Source organism: Actinomadura miaoliensis (assembly GCF_039536785.1).
GTDB lineage: Bacteria > Actinomycetota > Actinomycetes > Streptosporangiales > Streptosporangiaceae > Spirillospora > Spirillospora miaoliensis.
Genome location: NZ_BAAAZG010000047.1, coordinates 22045 through 40650 on the forward strand (window position 1 = coordinate 22045; position 18606 = coordinate 40650).

At 72.4% G+C, this 18606-nt stretch carries 13 protein-coding genes; 7 read left to right on the plus strand and 6 right to left on the minus strand.

Annotation, left to right across the window (positions count from 1 at the left end):
- Nucleotides 1–238: 238 nt before the first annotated feature.
- The 4 genes from ABD811_RS29495 to ABD811_RS29510 all read right to left on the minus strand — a co-directional run bounded on the left by ABD811_RS29495 (nt 239) and on the right by ABD811_RS29510 (nt 8504).
- On the minus strand, nt 239–3724 hold the full coding sequence (locus tag ABD811_RS29495) for a CDP-glycerol glycerophosphotransferase family protein (protein WP_344954292.1): 3486 nt from the start codon (nt 3722–3724) through the stop codon (nt 239–241).
- 118 nt (nt 3725–3842) lie between these two features.
- Nucleotides 3843–5093 (minus strand): acyltransferase family protein, encoded by a 1251-nt coding sequence (locus ABD811_RS29500; protein ID WP_344954294.1) that lies wholly within the window; start codon nt 5091–5093, stop codon nt 3843–3845.
- Between the two features lie 1082 nt (nt 5094–6175).
- Nucleotides 6176–7618, minus strand: coding sequence for an LCP family protein (locus tag ABD811_RS29505; protein ID WP_344954296.1), 1443 nt, complete (start codon nt 7616–7618; stop codon nt 6176–6178).
- 58 nt (nt 7619–7676) lie between these two features.
- The gene (locus ABD811_RS29510) at nt 7677–8504 is read right to left on the minus strand and encodes a TIGR03089 family protein (RefSeq protein ID WP_344954298.1); all 828 of its coding nucleotides are present in this window, start codon (nt 8502–8504) and stop codon (nt 7677–7679) included.
- 134 nt (nt 8505–8638) lie between these two features.
- Between ABD811_RS29510 and ABD811_RS29515 the strand changes: the two genes are divergently transcribed.
- The 3 genes from ABD811_RS29515 to ABD811_RS29525 are packed head-to-tail and all read left to right on the plus strand — an operon-like array spanning nt 8639 to nt 12782.
- Entirely contained in the window at nt 8639–10657 is a 2019-nt protein-coding gene (locus ABD811_RS29515; protein WP_344954300.1) for a hypothetical protein, read from the plus strand.
- A gap of 43 nt (nt 10658–10700) precedes the next feature.
- Entirely contained in the window at nt 10701–11645 is a 945-nt protein-coding gene (locus ABD811_RS29520) for a glycosyltransferase family 2 protein (RefSeq protein WP_344954302.1), read from the plus strand.
- A gap of 54 nt (nt 11646–11699) precedes the next feature.
- Entirely contained in the window at nt 11700–12782 is a 1083-nt protein-coding gene (locus ABD811_RS29525; RefSeq protein WP_344954304.1) for a glycosyltransferase family 4 protein, read from the plus strand.
- Nucleotides 12783–12786: 4 nt separating this feature from the next.
- On the opposite strand, the gene trxA is transcribed toward ABD811_RS29525, so the two are convergent.
- Nucleotides 12787–13110 (minus strand): thioredoxin, encoded by a 324-nt coding sequence (gene trxA, locus ABD811_RS29530; protein WP_344954306.1) that lies wholly within the window; start codon nt 13108–13110, stop codon nt 12787–12789.
- Between the two features lie 2 nt (nt 13111–13112).
- A complete protein-coding gene (locus tag ABD811_RS29535; RefSeq protein WP_344954308.1) occupies nt 13113–14144 on the minus strand; it encodes a lysylphosphatidylglycerol synthase transmembrane domain-containing protein in 1032 nt (343 codons plus the stop codon).
- Between the two features lie 160 nt (nt 14145–14304).
- On the opposite strand from ABD811_RS29535, the gene ABD811_RS29540 reads away from it, so the two are divergent.
- The 4 genes from ABD811_RS29540 (at nt 14305) to ABD811_RS29555 (ending at nt 18484) form a co-directional block, all read left to right on the plus strand.
- A complete protein-coding gene (locus ABD811_RS29540) occupies nt 14305–15009 on the plus strand; it encodes a class I SAM-dependent methyltransferase (RefSeq protein ID WP_344954310.1) in 705 nt (234 codons plus the stop codon).
- A 217-nt stretch (nt 15010–15226) separates the two neighbouring features.
- Complete coding sequence (locus tag ABD811_RS29545) at nt 15227–16384, plus strand: glycosyltransferase family 4 protein (RefSeq protein WP_344954312.1); 1158 nt, start codon at nt 15227–15229, stop codon at nt 16382–16384.
- 101 nt (nt 16385–16485) lie between these two features.
- The gene (gene manB, locus ABD811_RS29550) at nt 16486–17553 is read left to right on the plus strand and encodes a mannose-1-phosphate guanylyltransferase (protein ID WP_344954314.1); all 1068 of its coding nucleotides are present in this window, start codon (nt 16486–16488) and stop codon (nt 17551–17553) included.
- A gap of 43 nt (nt 17554–17596) precedes the next feature.
- Nucleotides 17597–18484, plus strand: a complete 888-nt coding sequence (locus tag ABD811_RS29555) for a DNA-3-methyladenine glycosylase family protein (protein WP_344954316.1) — start codon at nt 17597–17599, stop codon at nt 18482–18484.
- The last annotated feature ends 122 nt before the right edge of the window (nt 18485–18606 follow it).

Consider the following 18606-nt stretch of genomic DNA (forward strand, 5'->3'; position numbering starts at 1 on the left):
CCACGAGGACGCCGCGGTTCGCGGTCCTGGTGGCTCGCCCTGGCGGCTCCGAGCGCCGTCGGCCGCGGGACTCGGGCGCGCGCGCCCGTCGGCCGAGAGGCTCGATGCTACCGCTCCAACACGGGGTGTCCGCCGGGTGAACGCGCGATTTGTCATCTTATGGTGATCAAGTCGGCCCCGTGCGCACCCGGCGCGTCCCCCCGGAGCACCTGGACGGACCCGGGGGGACCCGGAACGATCAGCGCGACAGCAGCCGGTCGACGACCCGGGCGGCGGCCTGCCCGTCGTCCATCGGGCAGTACTTGTCGCGGAAGGTCCGGTAGGCGGCGGCGTGCTCGACGGCGAGGGAGTCGACGCGGCGCAGCGCGTCCACCACCTCGTCCGGCTCGGTCAGCAGCGGCCCCGGCGCCTCCTCGGCCAGGTCGAAGTACACGCCGCGCAGCTCGTCCCGGTAGAAGTCCAGGTCGGGGGTGTAGAACAGGATCGGCCGCCCGGTCGCGGTGAAGTCGAACATGGCCGACGAGTAGTCGGTGACCAGCACGTCCGCGACCAGGAACAGCTCGGCGACGTTCGGGTAGTCCGTGACGTCCACCACCTGGTCCCCGATGCCGATCGTGCGGTCGGCCACCATGTGGTGCTGGCGGACCAGCACCACGTGGTCGTCGCCGAGGGCGGTGGCGAGCCGCCCGGTGTCCAGCACCAGCTCGGCCTGCCGGCCGCCGGTCTGCCACACGTCCTCCCGCCACGTCGGCGCGTACAGCACCACGCGGCGCCCGGCCGGCAGCCCGAGCCGCTCGCGCACCCGCAGCGCCCGCTCGTGCCGGTCCTCGGCGAACAGCAGGTCGTTGCGCGGGTAGCCGGTCTCCATCACGTCGCCGTCGTAGCGGAACGCGCCGCGCAGAACCTCCGTGACGTGCGGCCCGGACGACAGCAGGTGGTCCCAGAACGGCACGTCCTCCACGAACCGGCCGAGCGTCGCGATGCCGCCCGCGATCCGGCCGCCCCGCAGCAGGTCGTAGCCGACGTGCTTGTAGGGCGTGCCGTGCCAGGTCTGCAGGTACACCTGGCCGGGACGCTTCTCGTACCCCTGCATCTGCGGGCCGTTGTTGACGACGAACCGCGCCGCCGCCGTCAGCTCGTAGTACTCGCGGCTGCCGCGCAGCACCGCCCTGCCGCCGTCCGGCACCCGGAACTGCCCGTCGGAGGTGCACCACACCAGCTCCAGGCCCAGGTCGCGGCGCTTGAGCTCCTCGTAGATCGCCTGCGGGTTGCACGCGTACTTGCGGCCCGAGTAGCTCTCGAACACCACCAGGTCGCGCAGCGGCGCGGTGTTCGACGACGAGAAGTGCCGCCGCTGCAACGTGCGCTGGGCGTAGGGGCCGCGCTCGTCGTCCGACAGCGCCGTGCGCACCCACAGGTGCAGCAGGTCCCGGTTGACCTGCAGCGCCAGCTCGTGGACACCGACGAACCGCGGCTCGGGCAGCGCGGCGCGGGTCTGCCGGTCGATGCCGACGGCCACGTCCCCGTTCGGGCCCGGCGCGTACAGGTCCCACCGGCCGCTCGGCAGCGGCAGCGCCCCCTCGAACGACTCCCACCGGGCGTCCAGCAGCGCGGTGAACTCGGGCCCGTCCCACGTCAGCGGCACCTCGTGCCTGCTGGTCGTGCGGCGCCGCCGCATGACGAGCCGGTCCGGCCGGGTCTCGGGGTCGGCGCACGCGCCGGTCAGCTCGATCGTGGCGCCCTCCAGCCAGCGCACGCCCGTCACCACCAGCCGCGGCGCCCGCTCCACCAGCGTCAGGTTGCCGTACTTGGTGCTGATGACGTCGTACTCGCGGCCCGCCACGGTCTCGCGCAGCCCCAGCAGGTCGGCCTCCACGCCCAGGCGCAGCTTGCCGCGCCCCTTGGCCTTCAGCGACACGTCCCAGTCGATGCTGTCGCCGGTCACCGTCGCCTCGGCCGAGCCGGTCTGCTCGGCGAGCTTGGCCAGCTCGATGGACGCGGTGAACTCCACCCGCCCCCCGGTGCCCGACCCGGTGTGCTTCACCGGGAACTTCACCGTGGTCTTGCCCTGCCGGAACGACGCCAGCAGCTGCCCGCCGGTCACGTACACCGCGTCCTCGCGCCGCACCCACCCGGTCAGTTTGACCGTGCCCTTGCCGCCGCGCACGTCGGTGACCTGCGCGCGGATCGGCTGCACGCCGATGAGCAGCTCGCGCGCCTGCGTGTACTTGGGCTTGACCTGGCGGCCCGGCGCCACCTCGTGCGCCGGGGGCCACCACCCGGCGCCCTTGGGACCGGCGAGCCTCGCGCGCCGCTTCTCCCCGTGCGTGGTCACGGTGACGTACACGTGCCAGTTGCCGTGCCCCGAGCCCAGCTTGGCCGGGTCCAGCTCGAACGCGAACCCCGACCAGTCCAGGTCGGCGGTGGCCTGCCCGCTGCCCGCCGTCACGTCCGGGCGCCGCACCCGCTCCACCTTGGGACGGATCACCTTGGGGAACAGCCGCAGCATCCGGCGGCGCAGCTCGATCTCGATCACCGAGTCCTCGGCGGACGCCACGTTCAGCCGGTCGACGTAGGCGTGGCCCTCGATGCGCAGCCGCCCGTCGCGCCACAGCACCTCGTCGATGCCGGTCTTCAGCTCCAGCTCCTTCTCCGACAGCTCGAACAGCCGGTCGGGGAAGCGCGGGTCGCCCAGGAACGGGTAGTCGCCGTACCAGCCGGACGCGCCGTCGCGGCGGATCGCGCTGGTGCGCTCGGGATGCCGCTTGGAGAACGACACGATCTCCACCAGCTCGGGCATCATCCGCTGCCGCACCGCGTGGAACTTCAGCCGGTCGATGGCGGGCAGGTCGTCGTACAGCTTCGGGTCGACGGTGTCGAGGAACTCGTTGACGATGTCGAAGAACGTCTCGCGGTACTGGTCGTCGCCCTGGTCGACGATGTTGACGTAGATGCGGATGTCGTCGCGCAGCGTCGAGGCGTCGTAGCGGTCCTTCAGGTCCGGCGCGTGCTCGGCCAGGAACTCCGACGCCGACCGCACCGAGCGGATGCGGTCGCCCAGGTTGCCCGGCTCGGTGCGCCGCTGCGTGATGGACCGGGCGCCGGTCTCGCGCACGCGCCAGTGGTAGACGACCTCGTGCAGCACGTCCACCCGCTTGGCCAGCACGTGCGCGGGGATCGTCACCGGCGCGTCCTCGTACAGGCCGGCCGGGAACTTGAAGTCGTGCTGGTTCCAGAACGAACGGCGGAAGACCTTGTTCCACGCCGTGCGGTCGCGCAGCAGCTCGGGGAACTCGCGGACGTGGGTGCGCTTGCGCTCCACCGGGAAGATCTTCATGTGGACGCCCGAGTGCGTCAGCCCGTCCACCCCGAACCGCCGCACCGCGCCGGCCGCGATGTCCGATCCGGTCTCCTCCAGGGACGACACCATCAGGTCGTAGGCGTAGCGGGGAATGATGTCGTCGCTGTCGGCGAACGCCAGGTACTTGCCGGAGGCGTGCGGGACGCCCGCGTTGCGCGCCGGGCCCAGCCCCTGGTTCTCCTGCTGGACGAGCCGGAACCGCGCGTCGCGCTCGGCGAAGTCCTTGGCGATCGTCGCGCTGCCGTCGGTCGACCCGTCGTCGACCATGATGACCTCAAGGTCGCGCAGGGTCTGCCCCGCGATCGACTCCAGGCAGGGCCGCAGGTACATCTCGACGTTGTAGAACGGAACGACGACGCTCAACAGTGGTGACAAGGTTCTCTCGGCTTTCCCGACGAAGGTGCGCCCGACGCTGGACGCGGAGGGATGACCCGGGCCGGAGGAACGGCGCACGGGGACTTTGGCAGCGTAGCCAACCGGGCTAACGAACGACCGGTTCGGCGGGTTTCGCGTCCGGCGCCGCGAAGCCCGCCGGGCTCGGCGGACCCTGCGGGCCGTGCGGGCCCTGCGGCGGCCGCGGCGCTCTGCCCTTGGCCTTGGCGGCGGCCCCGCCCAGGCGGCGGAACCGCGTGAACGCCCACGTCATCTTGGGCTCCAGTGCCCAGCTCATGCACCGCACCACTGGCTTGGTGCACAGCAGCGTGCCCACCACCAGCCCGAACACGATCACCGCCAGCACGCCCGGGGTGGTGTTCATCCAGTCCAGGTCCCACCAGCCGAGGAAACTCAGCAGCCGCGTGTAGAAGCCGTGCAGCAGGTAGGCGTACAGGGTGTAGGCGCCGAGCTTGGTGAACCACGTCCGGCGCCGCGGCACGATCGCCAGGAAGGCGAACACCAGCACCATCGCACAGGCGAACATGGCCAGCCGCATGGCGGTGCCGGTGACGTTGTCCACCCCCAGCTTGTCGTGGGGGTCCTTCCAGTAGAGCCACTTGCGGGACATGTGGTCCATGGCCAGGTAGGCGCAGCCGAGCCCGCCCGCCAGCACGAACAGGCCCACCACCCGCGACACCGGCCGCTTGACTATCTCGAAGTGCTCGGGCCGCAGCATCAGCCCCAGCACGTAGAACGGCAGCAGCCCGATCACCCGGTGGATGTCGAACGTGCCGCCCATCGGGCTCATGTACGACATCAGCGAGAAGCCCACCGCCACCGCCAGCGGCCAGCGGATCTGCTGCCACACCGGGGTGGACAGCCGCCACATGAACAGCGCGCACAGGAACCAGGTCAGGTAGTACGGGTTGAGCAGGCTGATCTCCAGCTCGTTGCGCCCGACCAGCCAGTCGTAGGTGGAGTAGGCCGTCTCGAACACGACATATGGCACGCCGACGTTGGTGATGAGCTTGCGCGCCTTGCCCGGCGAGGCCGACCAGTTCCGCGAGAAGTAGCCGGTGATCACGATGAACAACGGCATGTGGAACATGTAGATGAAGACGTACAGCGCCTTGGCCAGCGGCACGTCCATCAGGCCCGCGATCGAGTGGCCGACCACCACCAGCAGGATCGCCAGGAACTTGGCGTTGTCGAAGAACGGGTCGCGCTCCTTGCGGCGCGGCGCCGCCCCCGTCTTGCCCCCGCCCGGCGCACCGGCCGCGTCCGCGGACACCACCGCGTGACCGCCCGTGGACACCACCGGGTACCCGCCCGAGGACGCGGCGTCCCGTGAGGCCACGCCACCATACCCACCGGCCTGGGCGAACGCCCCGTGCCGGCCGCCGCCCGCGCCCTGGTCAGAAGGCGCAGGATAGGCCCCGGAGGAATCCTCGACCGCGGTCTGTCCGAACGCCGCCCGTGGTGTCGTGCCTGTGTGTGGCGTTGCGGGGGTGGTGGTGTCGCGGTGCCGGCCGCCGCCCAGGGGCTGTTCGGAAACCGCGGGATGGGCTCCGGAGGAATCCTCGACCGCGGTCTGCCCGAATGCCGCCCGTGGTGTCGTGCCTGCGTGTGGCGTTGCGGGGGCGTTGGCGGTGTCCCGGTGTCGGCCGCCGCCGGGGGTCTGTTCGGAGAGTGCGGTATGGGCTCCGGAGGAGTCCTCGACCGCGGTCTGTCCGAACGCCGCCCGTGGTGTCGTGCCCGCGTGTGGCGTTGCGGGGGTGGTGGTGTCGCGGTGTCGGCCGCCGCCTGCGGTCTGGTCGGAAAGCGTGGGATGAGCCCCGGAGAAGCCGTCCTGTGTGGTCTGAGCGGACGCCGCCGCGCCGCCACGTCGCAGCGTCGCGCCTGCGTGGGTGAACCCCTCGTATTCGCCACCTGCCGGGGCCTGCTCAGCGCTCGTGGGTGCGTGTTCGCCACCCGCAGCGGTCTGGTCGGAGACCGTGGGGAGAGGGCTGGAGGCGATGTCCGCCGTGGTCTGGGGAGACGTCTGCGGACCACCGTGTGAGGTACCGGCGGCGTGGGCGAAGGCCACGTCCGGTGGGAGCTCGACCGTACGGTCGGGGGCCGCCGGGGGAGCGGTCGCTGTGGGCGGGGCCATTTGGAGCGGTCCCGTGGCCTCGGTCGGCGTCGCGGCGGAGGCGGGCGCGTCGGCGCCGGCGGGGGGCGTGCCGTACGGGGGCGTGTGGCCGGTCACAGGTGGCACGGCGTGACCGGGCGGGGTGCCCGGCGCGTCGGACGTCGCGTCGCCGAACTGGCCGGGCGCGGGCGGGCCGCCCCCGGTGTCCGGTGTCGCGGTCGGGTCGGGGTCGGTCTGCGGAGCTGCGCTCGGCCTGGTCGGATCAGTCATGAGCCGGGGTGCGGGGTCTCCCTAGTACCGTGCGGAGGTCATTCCTTGCAGATGTCGTCGGTCGCCCGGACCTCGCCCTGCTGGCGCGGGATGCCGGTCTGGACGCCCTGGGCGGTCTTCAGCGCCTCCCAGTCCGAACCGACCACCAGGTCGACCACGCCGGGAACGGCGCCGCTGGTGCGCGGGCCGGGCTTGGGGTTGGTGGCGATGAGGCCCGCCACCGTCTGGGCCTGCTGGTCGGCACCGGAACCGTACAGCACCTTGGTGGTGCGCGAGGTCGTCTCGTTGCCGCCCACGCTGACCTGGAAGCCCTGTTCCTCCAGGTCGTCGGCGACTCGGCGGGCCTGGCCGTCGATGCCGCTGGCGTTGTAGACGCGCACCCGGATCTGGCTCGGCGGGATCTTGGGCGCGGCGGAGGGCTGCTTGCGCTGCTGGGTCGGCACGGTCTTGTCGTTGCGCAGCGCGCTGAACAGCTGGTTGGCGGCGGGCTGGCTGAGCGCCAGCCGGTTGGGGTCGGGCGCGTACGCGCCGGACGGCACGGTGACGAAGCGCAGCTTGCCGGACGTCATGCCCTGCATGCCCTGCGCGATCTGCATCATCACCTGCGGGGTCAGGTCGCTGTCGGTGGTCAGCGACTTGGTGCTCGCGCTGATCAGCGACCACAGCCGGCTCGGGTTGGTGAGCACGCCCGCGCTCATCGCCTTGTTGGCCAGCGAGCCCATGAACTTCTGCTGGCGCTTGATGCGGTCGGTGTCGGAGCCGTTGCCGAGGCTGTAGCGGGCGCGCACGTACGCCAGCGCGTCCTCGCCCTGGATGGTCTGCTTGCCCGCGGGCAGCCGGAGCTTGGCCTTGGGGTCGTTGACGGCCTTGGGCAGGCACACCTCGACGCCGCCGACGGCCTTGGTGATGGCCTTGAATCCGTTGAAGTCGACCTGCACGAAGTGGTCGATGTGGATTTTGGTGAAGTGCTCGATGGTCTTCACCGTGCAGGACGCGCCGCCGAAGGTGAAGGAGGAGTTGATCTGCCCGATCGACTGGGCCGGGGTCGTCTGGCCGTCCTTGGTCTTGCAGGACGGAATGGGGATCATCAGGTCGCGGGGGAAGCTCACCCCGATCGCCTGGCCGCCGCCCGGTGACAGGTGCAGCAGGATCATGGTGTCCGAGCGCGGCGGCTCCTTCTGCATGCTGCGGCCGTACTTGGCGTTGGCGCCCTCGCGGGTGTCCGACCCGAGCAGCAGGATGTTCATCGCGTTGTTGAGCTTCTTCGGCCTGTTCGGGCCGACCAGCGCGTCGGTGTCCTCGTGCGCGATGTTGCCGAACGCCTTGCGGTAGAAGCCGTACGCGGTCAGGCTTCCGACGACCATGGCCACCGACATTCCGATGGACACCCAGCCCAGGACGCGCCAGCCGCGTCGACGCGCCGGCTCGGGCTGCAGCTCGGCGTCGTCGACGTACTCCATGTACATCGGGTTGCTGTTCATCGGCTCCGTGGTGGGGCTCTGCCGCCCCTCAGGGGTCGGAAACTAGGGAGAGGTTAGGTCAAAGGAGGCGGCGTACGGACCCGGTTGCGTCATTCCATCCGGAGAGGCCGGCCACCGCCGTCACATGCTCCAGGATCACTCGGCGATCTACGGCTGCTTCGTCGAAGTTTCGTTGGATTATGACGGAAGCACCCGAGGCTAGTGGGGCGACCAGCCCGCACAGAACCCCCTGCAGTGTGGTGAAGGGCATGTCAACCAGGATCCTGTCGCCCGCGTCGAGCCCCCATTTCTCCGCCGCCGCCAGCGCCTCGTATGTCACGCCTGCCCCACTGAGTGTGGTTTTTGTCACACGCCTCCCGGGTATGGTGAGTGCCGGGTGGTCAGGAGTGACCGACGGGTCAGGCGTGAACCGGTCGCCGTACGCGCGCACCTCGACCGCGTAGTCGAGCACGCCGGGCGGGCAGTCGGCCAGCGGGCCGCCGAGCGCGTGCAGCGACAGCCCGACGATCTCCTCGGCGTCCGTGTCGTCGAGCACCTCCCCGGCGGCCACCAGGATGTACGGCCCGGACGGGGCGGCCGGTTCGGCGTCCGGCGGTTCGGCCCCCGGCATCGGGACCGGCTCGGCCACCACGCCCGCCGACCAGCACGCCATCAGCCACACGGCGGTCTGCCAGTGCGCCGGCAGCATCAGCACCGCGCGGTCGCCCGGCTGCGCGCCCAGCCCGTCGACCAGCAGGTTCGCGGTCTTGGCGACCCAGTTGTCGAACGTGCGGGCCGACAGTTCGACGCGCTCGCCGGTGCCGTCGTCGTAAAAGGTCACCAGGGGACGCGACGGGTCGTCGTCCACGCGCCGCCGGAGGAGTTCCACGGGTCCGATCTCGGTCATGTGACCCGAGCGTAGAACCAGCGGCGCCGAACACCCGGCTGTTCGGTGATCACGGCGTGCCCGTCCGGTTCGTTCCGCCCCGGTACGACCGCCCCGCTACGCTCCGCTCCGATGAACCCACCAAGGAGAACCCGATGAGCGCCGGCCGCGTCCTTGCGCGGGTCAGCGTGGTCCCGGCGCTGCTGGTCGTGGCCTGGCTGGCGGTGTCCCTGCCGTTGCTGCTGGCGGGGATCTTCCGTCCGGTACCGGCCATCGCGCTGTTCGCGGCGGCCGCGGCGGCGGTGCTGTGGTTCGGCCTGCGCGCGCCTCACGAAGAGACGGACGAGGCGCGCCCGGTGTCCTGGTGGGCGGCCGGGGGCGTGCTCGCGGTCGGCGTCGTCTTCCTGGTCTTCCAGATCGTCATGAACGCCGAGCAGATCATCGTGCGCCGCGACCCCGCGTCGTACGTGCAGTTCGCGACCTGGCTGAAGGACCACGGGTCCCTGCCGATCCCGCAGATGCGGTGGGCGTTCGGCGGGGGAGACCCCGCGCTGCGCTACGACAGCCCCGCCTTCTACCAGAGGGGCGACGACGTCGTCCCTCAGTTCATGGCGGGCCTGCCGTTGATCCTGGCGCTGGGCGGCTGGATCGCCGGGACGCACGGGATGCTGCTTATGGCCCCCCTTCTCGGCGCCTGCGCGGTGGTGGCGTTCGGGGGGCTGACGGCCCGTCTGGTGGGGCCGAACTGGGCGCCGCTGGGCGCGGCGGCGCTCGCGTTGAGCCTGCCCATGCTGTGGGTGTCGCGCTCCACCTACAGCGAGCTTCCCGCCCTGGTGCTGCTGCTCGGCGGCCTGGCGCTGCTGCACGACGCGCGGCGCCGCCAGGTGCGGACGCAGGCGTTCCTTGCCGGGCTGGCGTTCGGTCTCATCGTGCTGGTGCGCATCGACGCGCTGCGGGACGTGCTGCCGGTGGTCGTGTTCGCCGGGCTGCTGATGGGCTGCGCGCGCCGCACCGGATGGCCGCTGGGGCTGGGGCTGCTCGCCGGGGTCGGCGCGGGGCTCGTCGAAGGGTTCGTCCTGTCCCGCCCCTACCTGAAGTACCTGCACGCGTCGCTGAACCCGCTGCTGTTGATGGCGACGGCGCTGGTGGGCGCCACCCTGCTCATGGTCGTCGCGCTGCGCTGGGACGTCACCGGCCGCCGGCTGCGGCACGCCGGCGCGGCGGTGGCGCGCGGACGGCTGCCGGACGCCGCCGCCGTGCTCACCGTCCTGGTCGTGGTCGCGTTCGCCGCCCGCCCGCTGTTCCAGACCGTCCGCCGCGAGCCGCGCAACGCCGACGACCGGCTGAACGTCCACTTCATCGAGCAGGTGCAGCGCATCAACCACCTGCCCATCGACGGCACCCGCCAGTACTCCGAGCTGTCCTACCACTGGGTCGTCTGGTACATCGGCGTGCCCGCGGCGCTGCTGGCCGCCTTCGGCGCGGCCCTGCTGGTCCGCCGCCTGCTGCGGGGGCGTTCGCCCGAGTGGGTGCTGCCGTTCGCGGTCCTGGCGTGGACGACCGTGACGACGCTGCTGCGTCCCGCCATCACCCCCGACCATCCGTGGGCGTCGCGGCGTCTCATCGCCGTCGTCATCCCCGGGATGCTGCTGCTCGCGCTGTGGGCGGCCGCCTGGGGGCTGCGCCGCGTCCGCCGCGTCGGATACGGGCCGCGCGCCGTCCGGGCGTTCGCCGCGGGGACGGCGGTGCTCGTTCTCGCCCCCATCGTGATCATGTCGGCGGGGTACATGGTGGCGCGCACCGAGCAGGGCGAGGTGGCGGCCGTGCGCGGGATGTGCGAGCGGATCGGCCCGGGACGCTCGGTGGTGATCGTCGAACGCGCCACCGCCGACCGTTTCTCGCAGGTCGTCCGCGGCATGTGCGGGCTGCCCACCGCGCGGACGGTGCCCGACGCCGGTCCGGGCGACGTCGCCCGCGTCGTGCGGAAGATCTACGACGCGGGACGGCGGCCGGTGGTCATCGGCGGCGAGGCCGCGAACGTGACGCCGTACGGGCAGGCGGTCCACGTGCTGGAACTGCGCACCCGCCAGGACCAACGCACCCTGACGCGGGGGCCGACGGGCACCTGGGGCCTGACCGTCAACGTGTGGATGGCCGTGCCGGACCGGCCGTGACGGCGGTGCCGCGCACACGCGTGATGGCCGCCGCGCACCGCCCATGGGAGTATCCTCGCCCTGCGTGAGCACCGAGCCCGAGCCCACGGTCCCTCCCGAACGCGTCCACGTGACGATCGTCCTGCCGTGTTACAACGAGCAGGACCACGTCATCGACGAGGTCGAACGCATCTGCAAGGCGATGGACAACAGCGGCCAGTCCTACGAGCTGCTGGCCGTCGACGACTGCTCCACCGACGCGACCCTGGAACGCCTGCGGGAGGCCGAGCCCCGCTTCCCGAACATGCGCATCATGGCGTTCCAGCACAACAGCGGCTCGGGCACCGTGCGGCGCATCGGCACCCAGCAGGCGCGCGGCGACATCGTGGTGTGGACCGACGCCGACATGTCCTACCCGAACGAGCGCATCCCCGAGCTGGTCGAGATCCTCGACTCCGACCCGGCCGTCGACCAGGTGGTCGGCGCCCGCAAGACCGAGGAGGGCACGCACAAGCTGCTGCGCGTGCCCGCCAAGTGGTTCATCCGCAAGGTCGCCGAGCGGCTCACCAACACGAAGATCCCCGATCTGAACTCGGGGCTGCGGGCGTTCCGCCGCGAGGTGTCGCTGCCCTACCTGCGGCTGCTGCCGCCCGGGTTCTCCTGCGTCACCACGATCACGATCGCGTTCCTGTCGAACCAGCACCCGGTGCGGTACGTGCCGATCGACTACGCCAAGCGGGCCGGCAAGTCCAAGTTCCACTTCACCAAGGACGCCTACCGCTACATCCTGCAGGTGCTGCGGATGGTGATGTACTTCAACCCGCTGAAGGTGCTGATGCCGCCCGCGCTGTGGCTGCTGGGCATCGGCTTCGTCAAGGGCGTGTTCGACATGGTCGTGCACTTCGGGTACTTCGCCAACAACACCGTGATGATTTTCATCACCGGGTTGCTCATCGCCTCGCTGGCGCTGCTGGCCGACCTGATCGTGCGTTCGCGCGGCGACACCTGAGAGCGGCGGCGCATGAGGACCGGCGCGTGAGGATCGGCGCATGAGGATCGCCATATGAGGATCGCCATCGTGGGGCCCGCGTTCCCCTACAAGGGGGGCGGCGCCCACCACACCACCGAGCTGGCGCACCGGCTGTCCGCGGCCGGGCACTCGGTCGTCATCGAGTCGTGGCGCGCGCAGTACCCGGCGTTCCTGTACCCGGGGCAGCAGACGATTTCCGAGCCCGAGGGCGAGCCGTTCCCCGGCACGCGCCGCCGTCTCGACTGGCGGCGCCCCGACGGCTGGTGGCGTACGGGCCGGACCCTGCGTGCCTGCGACCTGGTGGTGCTGGCCGTGCTGAGCCCCGTGCAGGTGCCGTCGTACCTGGGCATCCTCAAGGGTCTGCGGGGGCGGGCGCGTGTGGTGGCGTTGTGCCACAACGTGCTGCCGCACGAGCGCAAGCCCTACGACCGTCCACTGATGAAGGCGTTGCTGCGCCGTGTGGACGGGGTGCTCGTCCACTCCGAGCAGCAGGGGGTGCTGGCGCGTGAGCTGGCGTCCCGTCCCGTGCGCGTGGCGGAGATGCCCGCGCACCTGCCCACGCCCACGGTCGCGGTCGCGCAGGACGACGGCGTGCGCCGCCGGTTGCTGTTCTTCGGGATCGTCCGTCCCTACAAGGGCCTGGACGTGCTGCTGAGGGCGCTCGCCAACGGCCCGGACGACGTGTCGCTGACCGTGGCCGGGGAGTTCTGGGGCGGGCTGGAGGAGACCCGTGCGCTCATCACCGAACTGGGGTTGAGCGGGCGGGTGGAGCTGCGTCCCGGGTACGTGCCCGCCGCGGACGTACCGGCCCTGTTCGCCGCGTCCGACGCGCTCGTCCTGCCCTACCGGTCGGCAACGGCGTCGCAGAACGTGTGGATGGCCTACGAGCACGGCGTCCCCGTCATCGCCACGCGCGTGGGCGGTTTCGCCGACCAGGTACGCGACGGTGTGGACGGGCTCGTCTGCGAACCCGACGACCCGGGCTCCCTGGCCGACGCCCTCAAACGCTTCTACGCGCCGGGGGAGCCGGAGCGGTTGCGCTCCGGCGTCCGCCCGGTCGACCACGAACCCGTGTGGGCCGCCTACCTGGAGACGCTCACGGGCACGTGGTCCTGAGCCCTCACAGGTGCGGGTCGATGGCCTTCAGCAGCGCGCGCTTGGGCTTGGCGCCGACGATCTGCTCGACGACCTCGCCGTTCTTGTAGAGGTTGAGCGTCGGCAGGCTCATCACGCCGTACTTGATCCCGGTCTGCGGGTTGGCGTCGGCGTCGATCTTGGCGATCGTCAGCCGGCCGGCGTACTCCTTGGCGATCTCGTCCAGCACGGGAGCGACCATCTTGCACGGACCGCACCAGTCGGCCCAGAAGTCCACCAGCACGGGCAGGTCGCTCTTGAGGACCTTCTCCTCGAACGTGTCGTCGGTGACGGTGATGGGCGCGGTCACGATCACTCCTTAGTCGGTTGCGTACCCGGCACAAGACGCTCCGGGCGAGATTCATTCCCGTTACCTCCGTCACGCGGAGGGATGTGCGGCCGCTCCTCGGCGGCCGCGGCCGACCCCGCGGCCGGACCCGCCGCCGGACGGGCCAGCAGCAGCGCGACACCGGCGTTCACCAGGTCGGCGACGGTCAGCAGCACCCGGGACGCGATCGCCACCACGATCGGCGCCCCGGCGGGCAGCGACGACGACAGCGCCAGCACCAGCGCGGCCTCGCGGGCGCCGATGCCGCCCGGCGCGATGAAGACCAGGAACCCGGCCACGAACGCCAGCGCGTAGGCGCCCGTCGCCGCGAACGGCAGGCCCGCCCCGTCGCCGCCCACGGCCGCGCACAGCAGCCAGGTGTGCACGCCGAACAGGGCCCAGGCCAGCATCGTCCAGGCGATGGCGCGCAGCGTCACGCCCAGGCTGACCGGGTGCTCCAGCGGCGGCCTGCGCACCAGGCGCAAAGCCGTGTTCAGGCACCAGGTGACGATGCGCGGGTGCAGCGCGCCCAGCAGCACGGGCGCCAGCAGGAACAGCCACCAGTAGCGGTCGCGCGCCGCCTGCGAGGTCAGCGGAAGCGTCACCGACGCGACGGCCAGGCCGCACGCGCACGTCGTGGCGACCGCCAGCAGCACGGAACTGAAGTTGCGCAGCCGCGGCACCTGGTAGGCCCGGCCCATCTCCACCTGGGTGACGATCGCCCACACCTTGCCCGGCACGTACTTGCCGAGCTGGGACACGGCGTTGATGCGGAAGGCCGCCCGCAGCGGCAGCGGCGACCCCAGCCCGCCCAGCAGCGCCCGCCAGGCCACCATCCAGGCGAACAACCCGGCCAGGCCGACCGCGAACGCGCCCGCCAGCGTCGCCCACGACATCTGCCGGAACGCCTGTACGGTCTCGTCCCACCGGGAGACGAGGCTGTACGCGCAGAAGCCCAGGGCGAGCAGCACGAGCAGGACCCGCACCACCCGCGTCGCGGCGGCCTTCACATTCACCCGGCCCAGATTAGGCGAACCGGGCGGCGGACCCGACGGGTCCGCGCTCGCGGGCGCGTTCCCACGAAACCCTTGGGCGACCGGAGTCTGTGCTGGCCGCCAGCGCGTTTCTCCTGGCCGCACCCCGGGCGCCGCCGAGGCGCCCTATTGTGGGCTGACGATGAAACTCTCCGATGTGGTCGCCTTCATGGGGCACCAGGTGCACGTGTGCCGGTACCGCGAGGCGGGGACGCTGCTCGACTGGATGGGCGGCGACCTGCGCGGCAGGCGCGTCCTGGACGTGGCCGGCGGTGACGGCTACTGGGCCGGACGGGCCCGCAGGCGCGGCGCCCAGGCCGTGTCGATCGACCTGTCCCGCAAGAAGATGCTGTACGGGCGGACCCTCGCCGACGCCCCCGCGCTCGTCGAGTGCGACGCGCTGCGGCTGCCGTTCGGCGACGGCACCTTCGACGCGGTCCTGTCCGTCTGCGCCATCGAGCACTTCGACGACGGCGGGACGTCCCTGGACGAGATGGCCCGGGTGCTCAAGCCCGGCGGCGAGATCTTCATGTCCGCCGACGTGCTCAGCCGCGCCGACGCCTGGCCCAAGCTGCGCGACGCGCACAAGGCCAAATACCACGTCCAGCACACCTACACCCACGACACGCTGCGCCGCCTGATGGACGAGCGCGGCCTGGACCTGGTGCGGCACTCCTACCAGTTCCGCACCGCCGCCGCCGAGCGGCTGTACCTGTCGCTGTCGGCCTACGGCGGCCGCGTGGGCTTCAACGCCGCCGCGCCGCTGGCCCCGCTGGTGGCCCTGGCCGACCGGCGCGCCCCCAACGAGCGCGGCAGCATCGTGCTGATCCACGCGCGCAAGCGCTGATCCGCCCCGGGTCCGCGCTACGTTGATCCATGAGGGCGTGGTGAACCGGCCGGTCGCTCCCGGCGTCGGAGAGGGAAGCCGGGACCGGTGCGGTGCGCCGGGCCCGCGACGGATGTCCACAGGCGGCGTGGGAGCCGTCCCGCGCCGCGGTGGGCGTAGGCTTTCGGGGGAGGAGTGATCCCCGTCACTTCCACCGAACCGGAATAGGGGTGGACCCGTGACGCATCGGATTCTGCTCGACGCCACCGCAGTGCCCGCGGACCGCGGCGCGCTCAGCCGGTACGTCGACGGCCTGCTCGGGGCGCTGCACACGCTCGGCGCCGATCTCGCGGTGGCCTGCCAGCGCGCCGACGAGCGCCGCTACGCCGAGCTGGTGCCCGGCGCCCGCATCGTGCCCGGGCCCGCGGCGCTGGCGCACCGGGCGTCCCGCCTGGCCTGGGAGCAGAGCGGCCTGCCGTACGTGGCGCGGCAGGTGGAGGCCGACGTGCTGCACGTCCCGGCCTACACCATTCCCATGTCGGCGGGCCTGCCGACGGTGGTGACCATCCACGACGTGACGCTGTTCGCCGAGCCGGGCGTGGACGACCCGATCCGCGCCACCTACATCAAGTCGGCGACCCGCACGGCGGCCAAGCGTGCCACCCGGCTGGTCGTGCCGTCCCGCGCCACCCGTGACGAGCTGGTGCGGGTGCTGGACGCCGACCCGTCCCACATCGACGTGGCCTACCACGGCGTCGACCACGAGCTGTTCCACCGCCCGTCGGAGCAGGAGACCAAGCAGGTCTCCGACCGGCTCGGCCTGCACGGCCGCCCGTACGTCGCCTACCTGGGCGCGCTGGAGCCGCGCAAGAACGTGCCGAACCTGATCCGCGGCTGGGTCAAGGCGTGCGCCGACCGCGAGGAGCCGCCCGCGCTGGTGCTGGCGGGCAGCGGCGGCTGGGACGACGAGGTGGACGCCGCCCTGGCCACGGTCCCGCAGCACCTCAAGCTCGTCCGCCCGGGGTATCTGCCGTGGTCGGCGCTGCCGGGGTTCTTCGGCGGCGCGCTGGCGGTGGCCCTGCCCAGCCGCGGCGAGGGCTTCGGCCTGCCGGTGCTGGAGGCCATGGCCTGCGGCGCGCCGGTCCTGACGACGCGGCGCGGCCCGCTGCCCGAGGTCGGCGGCGACGCCGTCGCCTACACCGAGCCCGACGCCGACGGCATCGCCGAGGCGCTGGCCGCGCTGATCGACGACCCGGCGGGCCGCGCCTCCCTGGCCGAGGCCGCGTTCGCGCGCGCCCGCCGCTTCACCTGGATCTCCTCCGCCGAGGCCCACCTGGCGTGCTACCGGCGCGCCGTCGAGCAGTACGCCGACGCCCGGGGCGCCTCCTCCACGTGAAAATGCCGACCTCGCCCTTCGCGCGCGGTGCCACTAGGCTCGCTCGGACCTGACGCCGTGGGAGCCGGGACGCGGAACCGGCCTGTTTGGGGAGGAGCCTGTTGGAAGCCATTCTGCTGGTCGGGGGGCAGGGCACCCGGCTGCGTCCGCTGACCATCTCCACGCCGAAGCCGCTGCTTCCCACGGCCGGGGTGCCGTTCCTCGCCCACCAGCTCGCCCGCGCGCACGCGGCGGGCGTCGAGCGGATCGTGTTCGCCACCTCCTACCGCGCGGAGATGTTCGAGGCCGCGTTCGGGCACCGCGCCCACGGCGTCGACCTGGTCTACGTCAGCGAGGACGAGCCGCTGGGCACGGGCGGGGCGATCCGCAACGCGGCGCGGGCGCTGACGTGCGGGCCCGGCGATCCCGTGCTGATCCTCAACGGCGACATCCTGTCCGGGCACGACATGCGGGCGCAGGTCCAGCTGCACGAGAAGACCGACGCCGTCGTCACGCTGCACCTGACCGAGGTCGACGACCCGTCCCGGTTCGGGTGCGTGCCCACCGACGACGAAGGCCGGGTCACCGCGTTCCTGGAGAAGACCCCGCATCCGGTGACGAACCGGGTCAACGCGGGCTGCTACGTGTTCCGCCGCTCGGCGATCGACACCATCCCGGCCGACACCGTGGTGTCGGTGGAGCGCGAGACGTTCCCCGGCCTCATCGCGTCCGGGGCCGTGGTCATGGGCTACGTCGAGCCCGGCTACTGGCTGGACGTCGGCACGCCCCAGGCGTTCGTGCAGGGCTCGTGCGACCTGGTGCTAGGGCGCATGGCCTCGTCCGCCATGCCGGGCGCGCCGGGCGAGCGGCTCGTCCTCGACCGGGCGGTCGTGTCGCCGGGCGCGGTGGTGCGCGGCGGCACCACCGTGGGGCGCGGCGCGGTGGTGGAGGCGGGCGCCACGGTGTCCGGCAGCGTCCTGCTGGACGAGGCCTTCGTCGCCGAGGGCGCCACGGTGCGCGACTCGGTGCTCAGCCGCGGCGCGCGGGTCGGGCCGGGCGCGGTGCTGGACGGCGTCGTCCTCGGCGACGGCGCCGTCGTCGGGCCGGGCAACGAGCTGCGCGGCGGCCTGCGGGTCTGGCCGGGCATCGAGCTGCCGCCCACCGCGGTCCGCTTCTCCACCGACGCCTGAGCCGGTGGTTGCGCGTGCCCCGGCCGGGGCGTTGGCTGGAAGGGTGCGTCACTGGCGGCCGCCGTGGCCGCTCGACCTGCGGACGACGCTGGATCCGCTCCGGCGCGGCCCGCACGACCCCGCGTTCCGCGTCGACGCGGACGGCGCGGTCTGGCGCGCCTCACTGACCCCTGACGGGCCGGGCACGCTGCGCCTGCGCATGCGGCACGGCGTCGTCGACGCCACGGCCTGGGGGCCGGGCGCGGGATGGCTGCTCGACGGCGTGCCCGACCTGCTCGGGGCGGGCGACGTCACCGAAGGGTTCGAGGCCCGGCACCCGGTGGTGCGGGAGGCGGTCCGGCTCCGGCCGGGGCTGCGCATCGGCCGGACGGGACGGGTGTTCGAGGCGCTCGTCCCGGCGGTGCTGGAGCAGAAGGTGCTGGCCGCCGAGGCGTGGCGGGCCTGGGGCTACCTGCTGCGGCGGTTCGGGGAGCCCGCGCCCGCCACCGAGGGGCTGCCGGGCGGGCCCATGCGCGTCCCGCCGCCGCCGGAGGTCTGGGCCCGGATCCCGTCGTGGGAGTGGCACCGCTCCGGCGCCGAGCCGGTCCGCGCCCGGACGATCATCGGGGCCGCCCGCGTCGCCGCCCGGCTGGAGGAGGACCCCGCCGAGCGGCGGCTGTGCTCCCTGCCGGGCATCGGGCCGTGGACGGCCGCCGAGGTGCGCCAGCGCGCCGTGGGCGACGCCGACGCCGTCTCGGTCGGCGACTACCACCTGCCCGGGCTGGTGGGCCGGGCCCTGACGGGCCGCGAGGTCGACGACGCCGGCATGCTCGAACTGCTGGAACCGTACGCGGGGCACCGCCATCGCGTCACCCGGCTGCTGGCGCCGTTCGGCGGCGGTCGGCCGCGACGCGGTCCCCGTCTGCCCGTACGGGACTACCGGCGGTTCTGAGGGCGCGGGCGGTGCGGCGCCGCCGCAGCCAGAAGTTGTCCGGGGCCCAGTCGAGCCCGTCCCTGCTGTCGGCGCCGAACCGCGAGCCGGCCACTCCCAGGACGGCGATGGCGATGAACACG

What these genes read in the sequence shown, in the direction of transcription:
- ABD811_RS29510 (WP_344954298.1), bottom strand. Translation starts at nt 8,504, where the DNA reads ATGACCGAGATCGGACCCGTGGAACTCCTCCGGCGGCGCGTGGACGAC.
- ABD811_RS29525 (WP_344954304.1), top strand. Translation starts at nt 11,700, where the DNA reads ATGAGGATCGCCATCGTGGGGCCCGCGTTCCCCTACAAGGGGGGCGGC.
- ABD811_RS29505 (WP_344954296.1), bottom strand. Translation starts at nt 7,618, where the DNA reads ATGAACAGCAACCCGATGTACATGGAGTACGTCGACGACGCCGAGCTG.
- ABD811_RS29515 (WP_344954300.1), top strand. Translation starts at nt 8,639, where the DNA reads ATGAGCGCCGGCCGCGTCCTTGCGCGGGTCAGCGTGGTCCCGGCGCTG.
- ABD811_RS29520 (WP_344954302.1), top strand. Translation starts at nt 10,701, where the DNA reads ATGGGAGTATCCTCGCCCTGCGTGAGCACCGAGCCCGAGCCCACGGTC.
- ABD811_RS29540 (WP_344954310.1), top strand. Translation starts at nt 14,305, where the DNA reads ATGAAACTCTCCGATGTGGTCGCCTTCATGGGGCACCAGGTGCACGTG.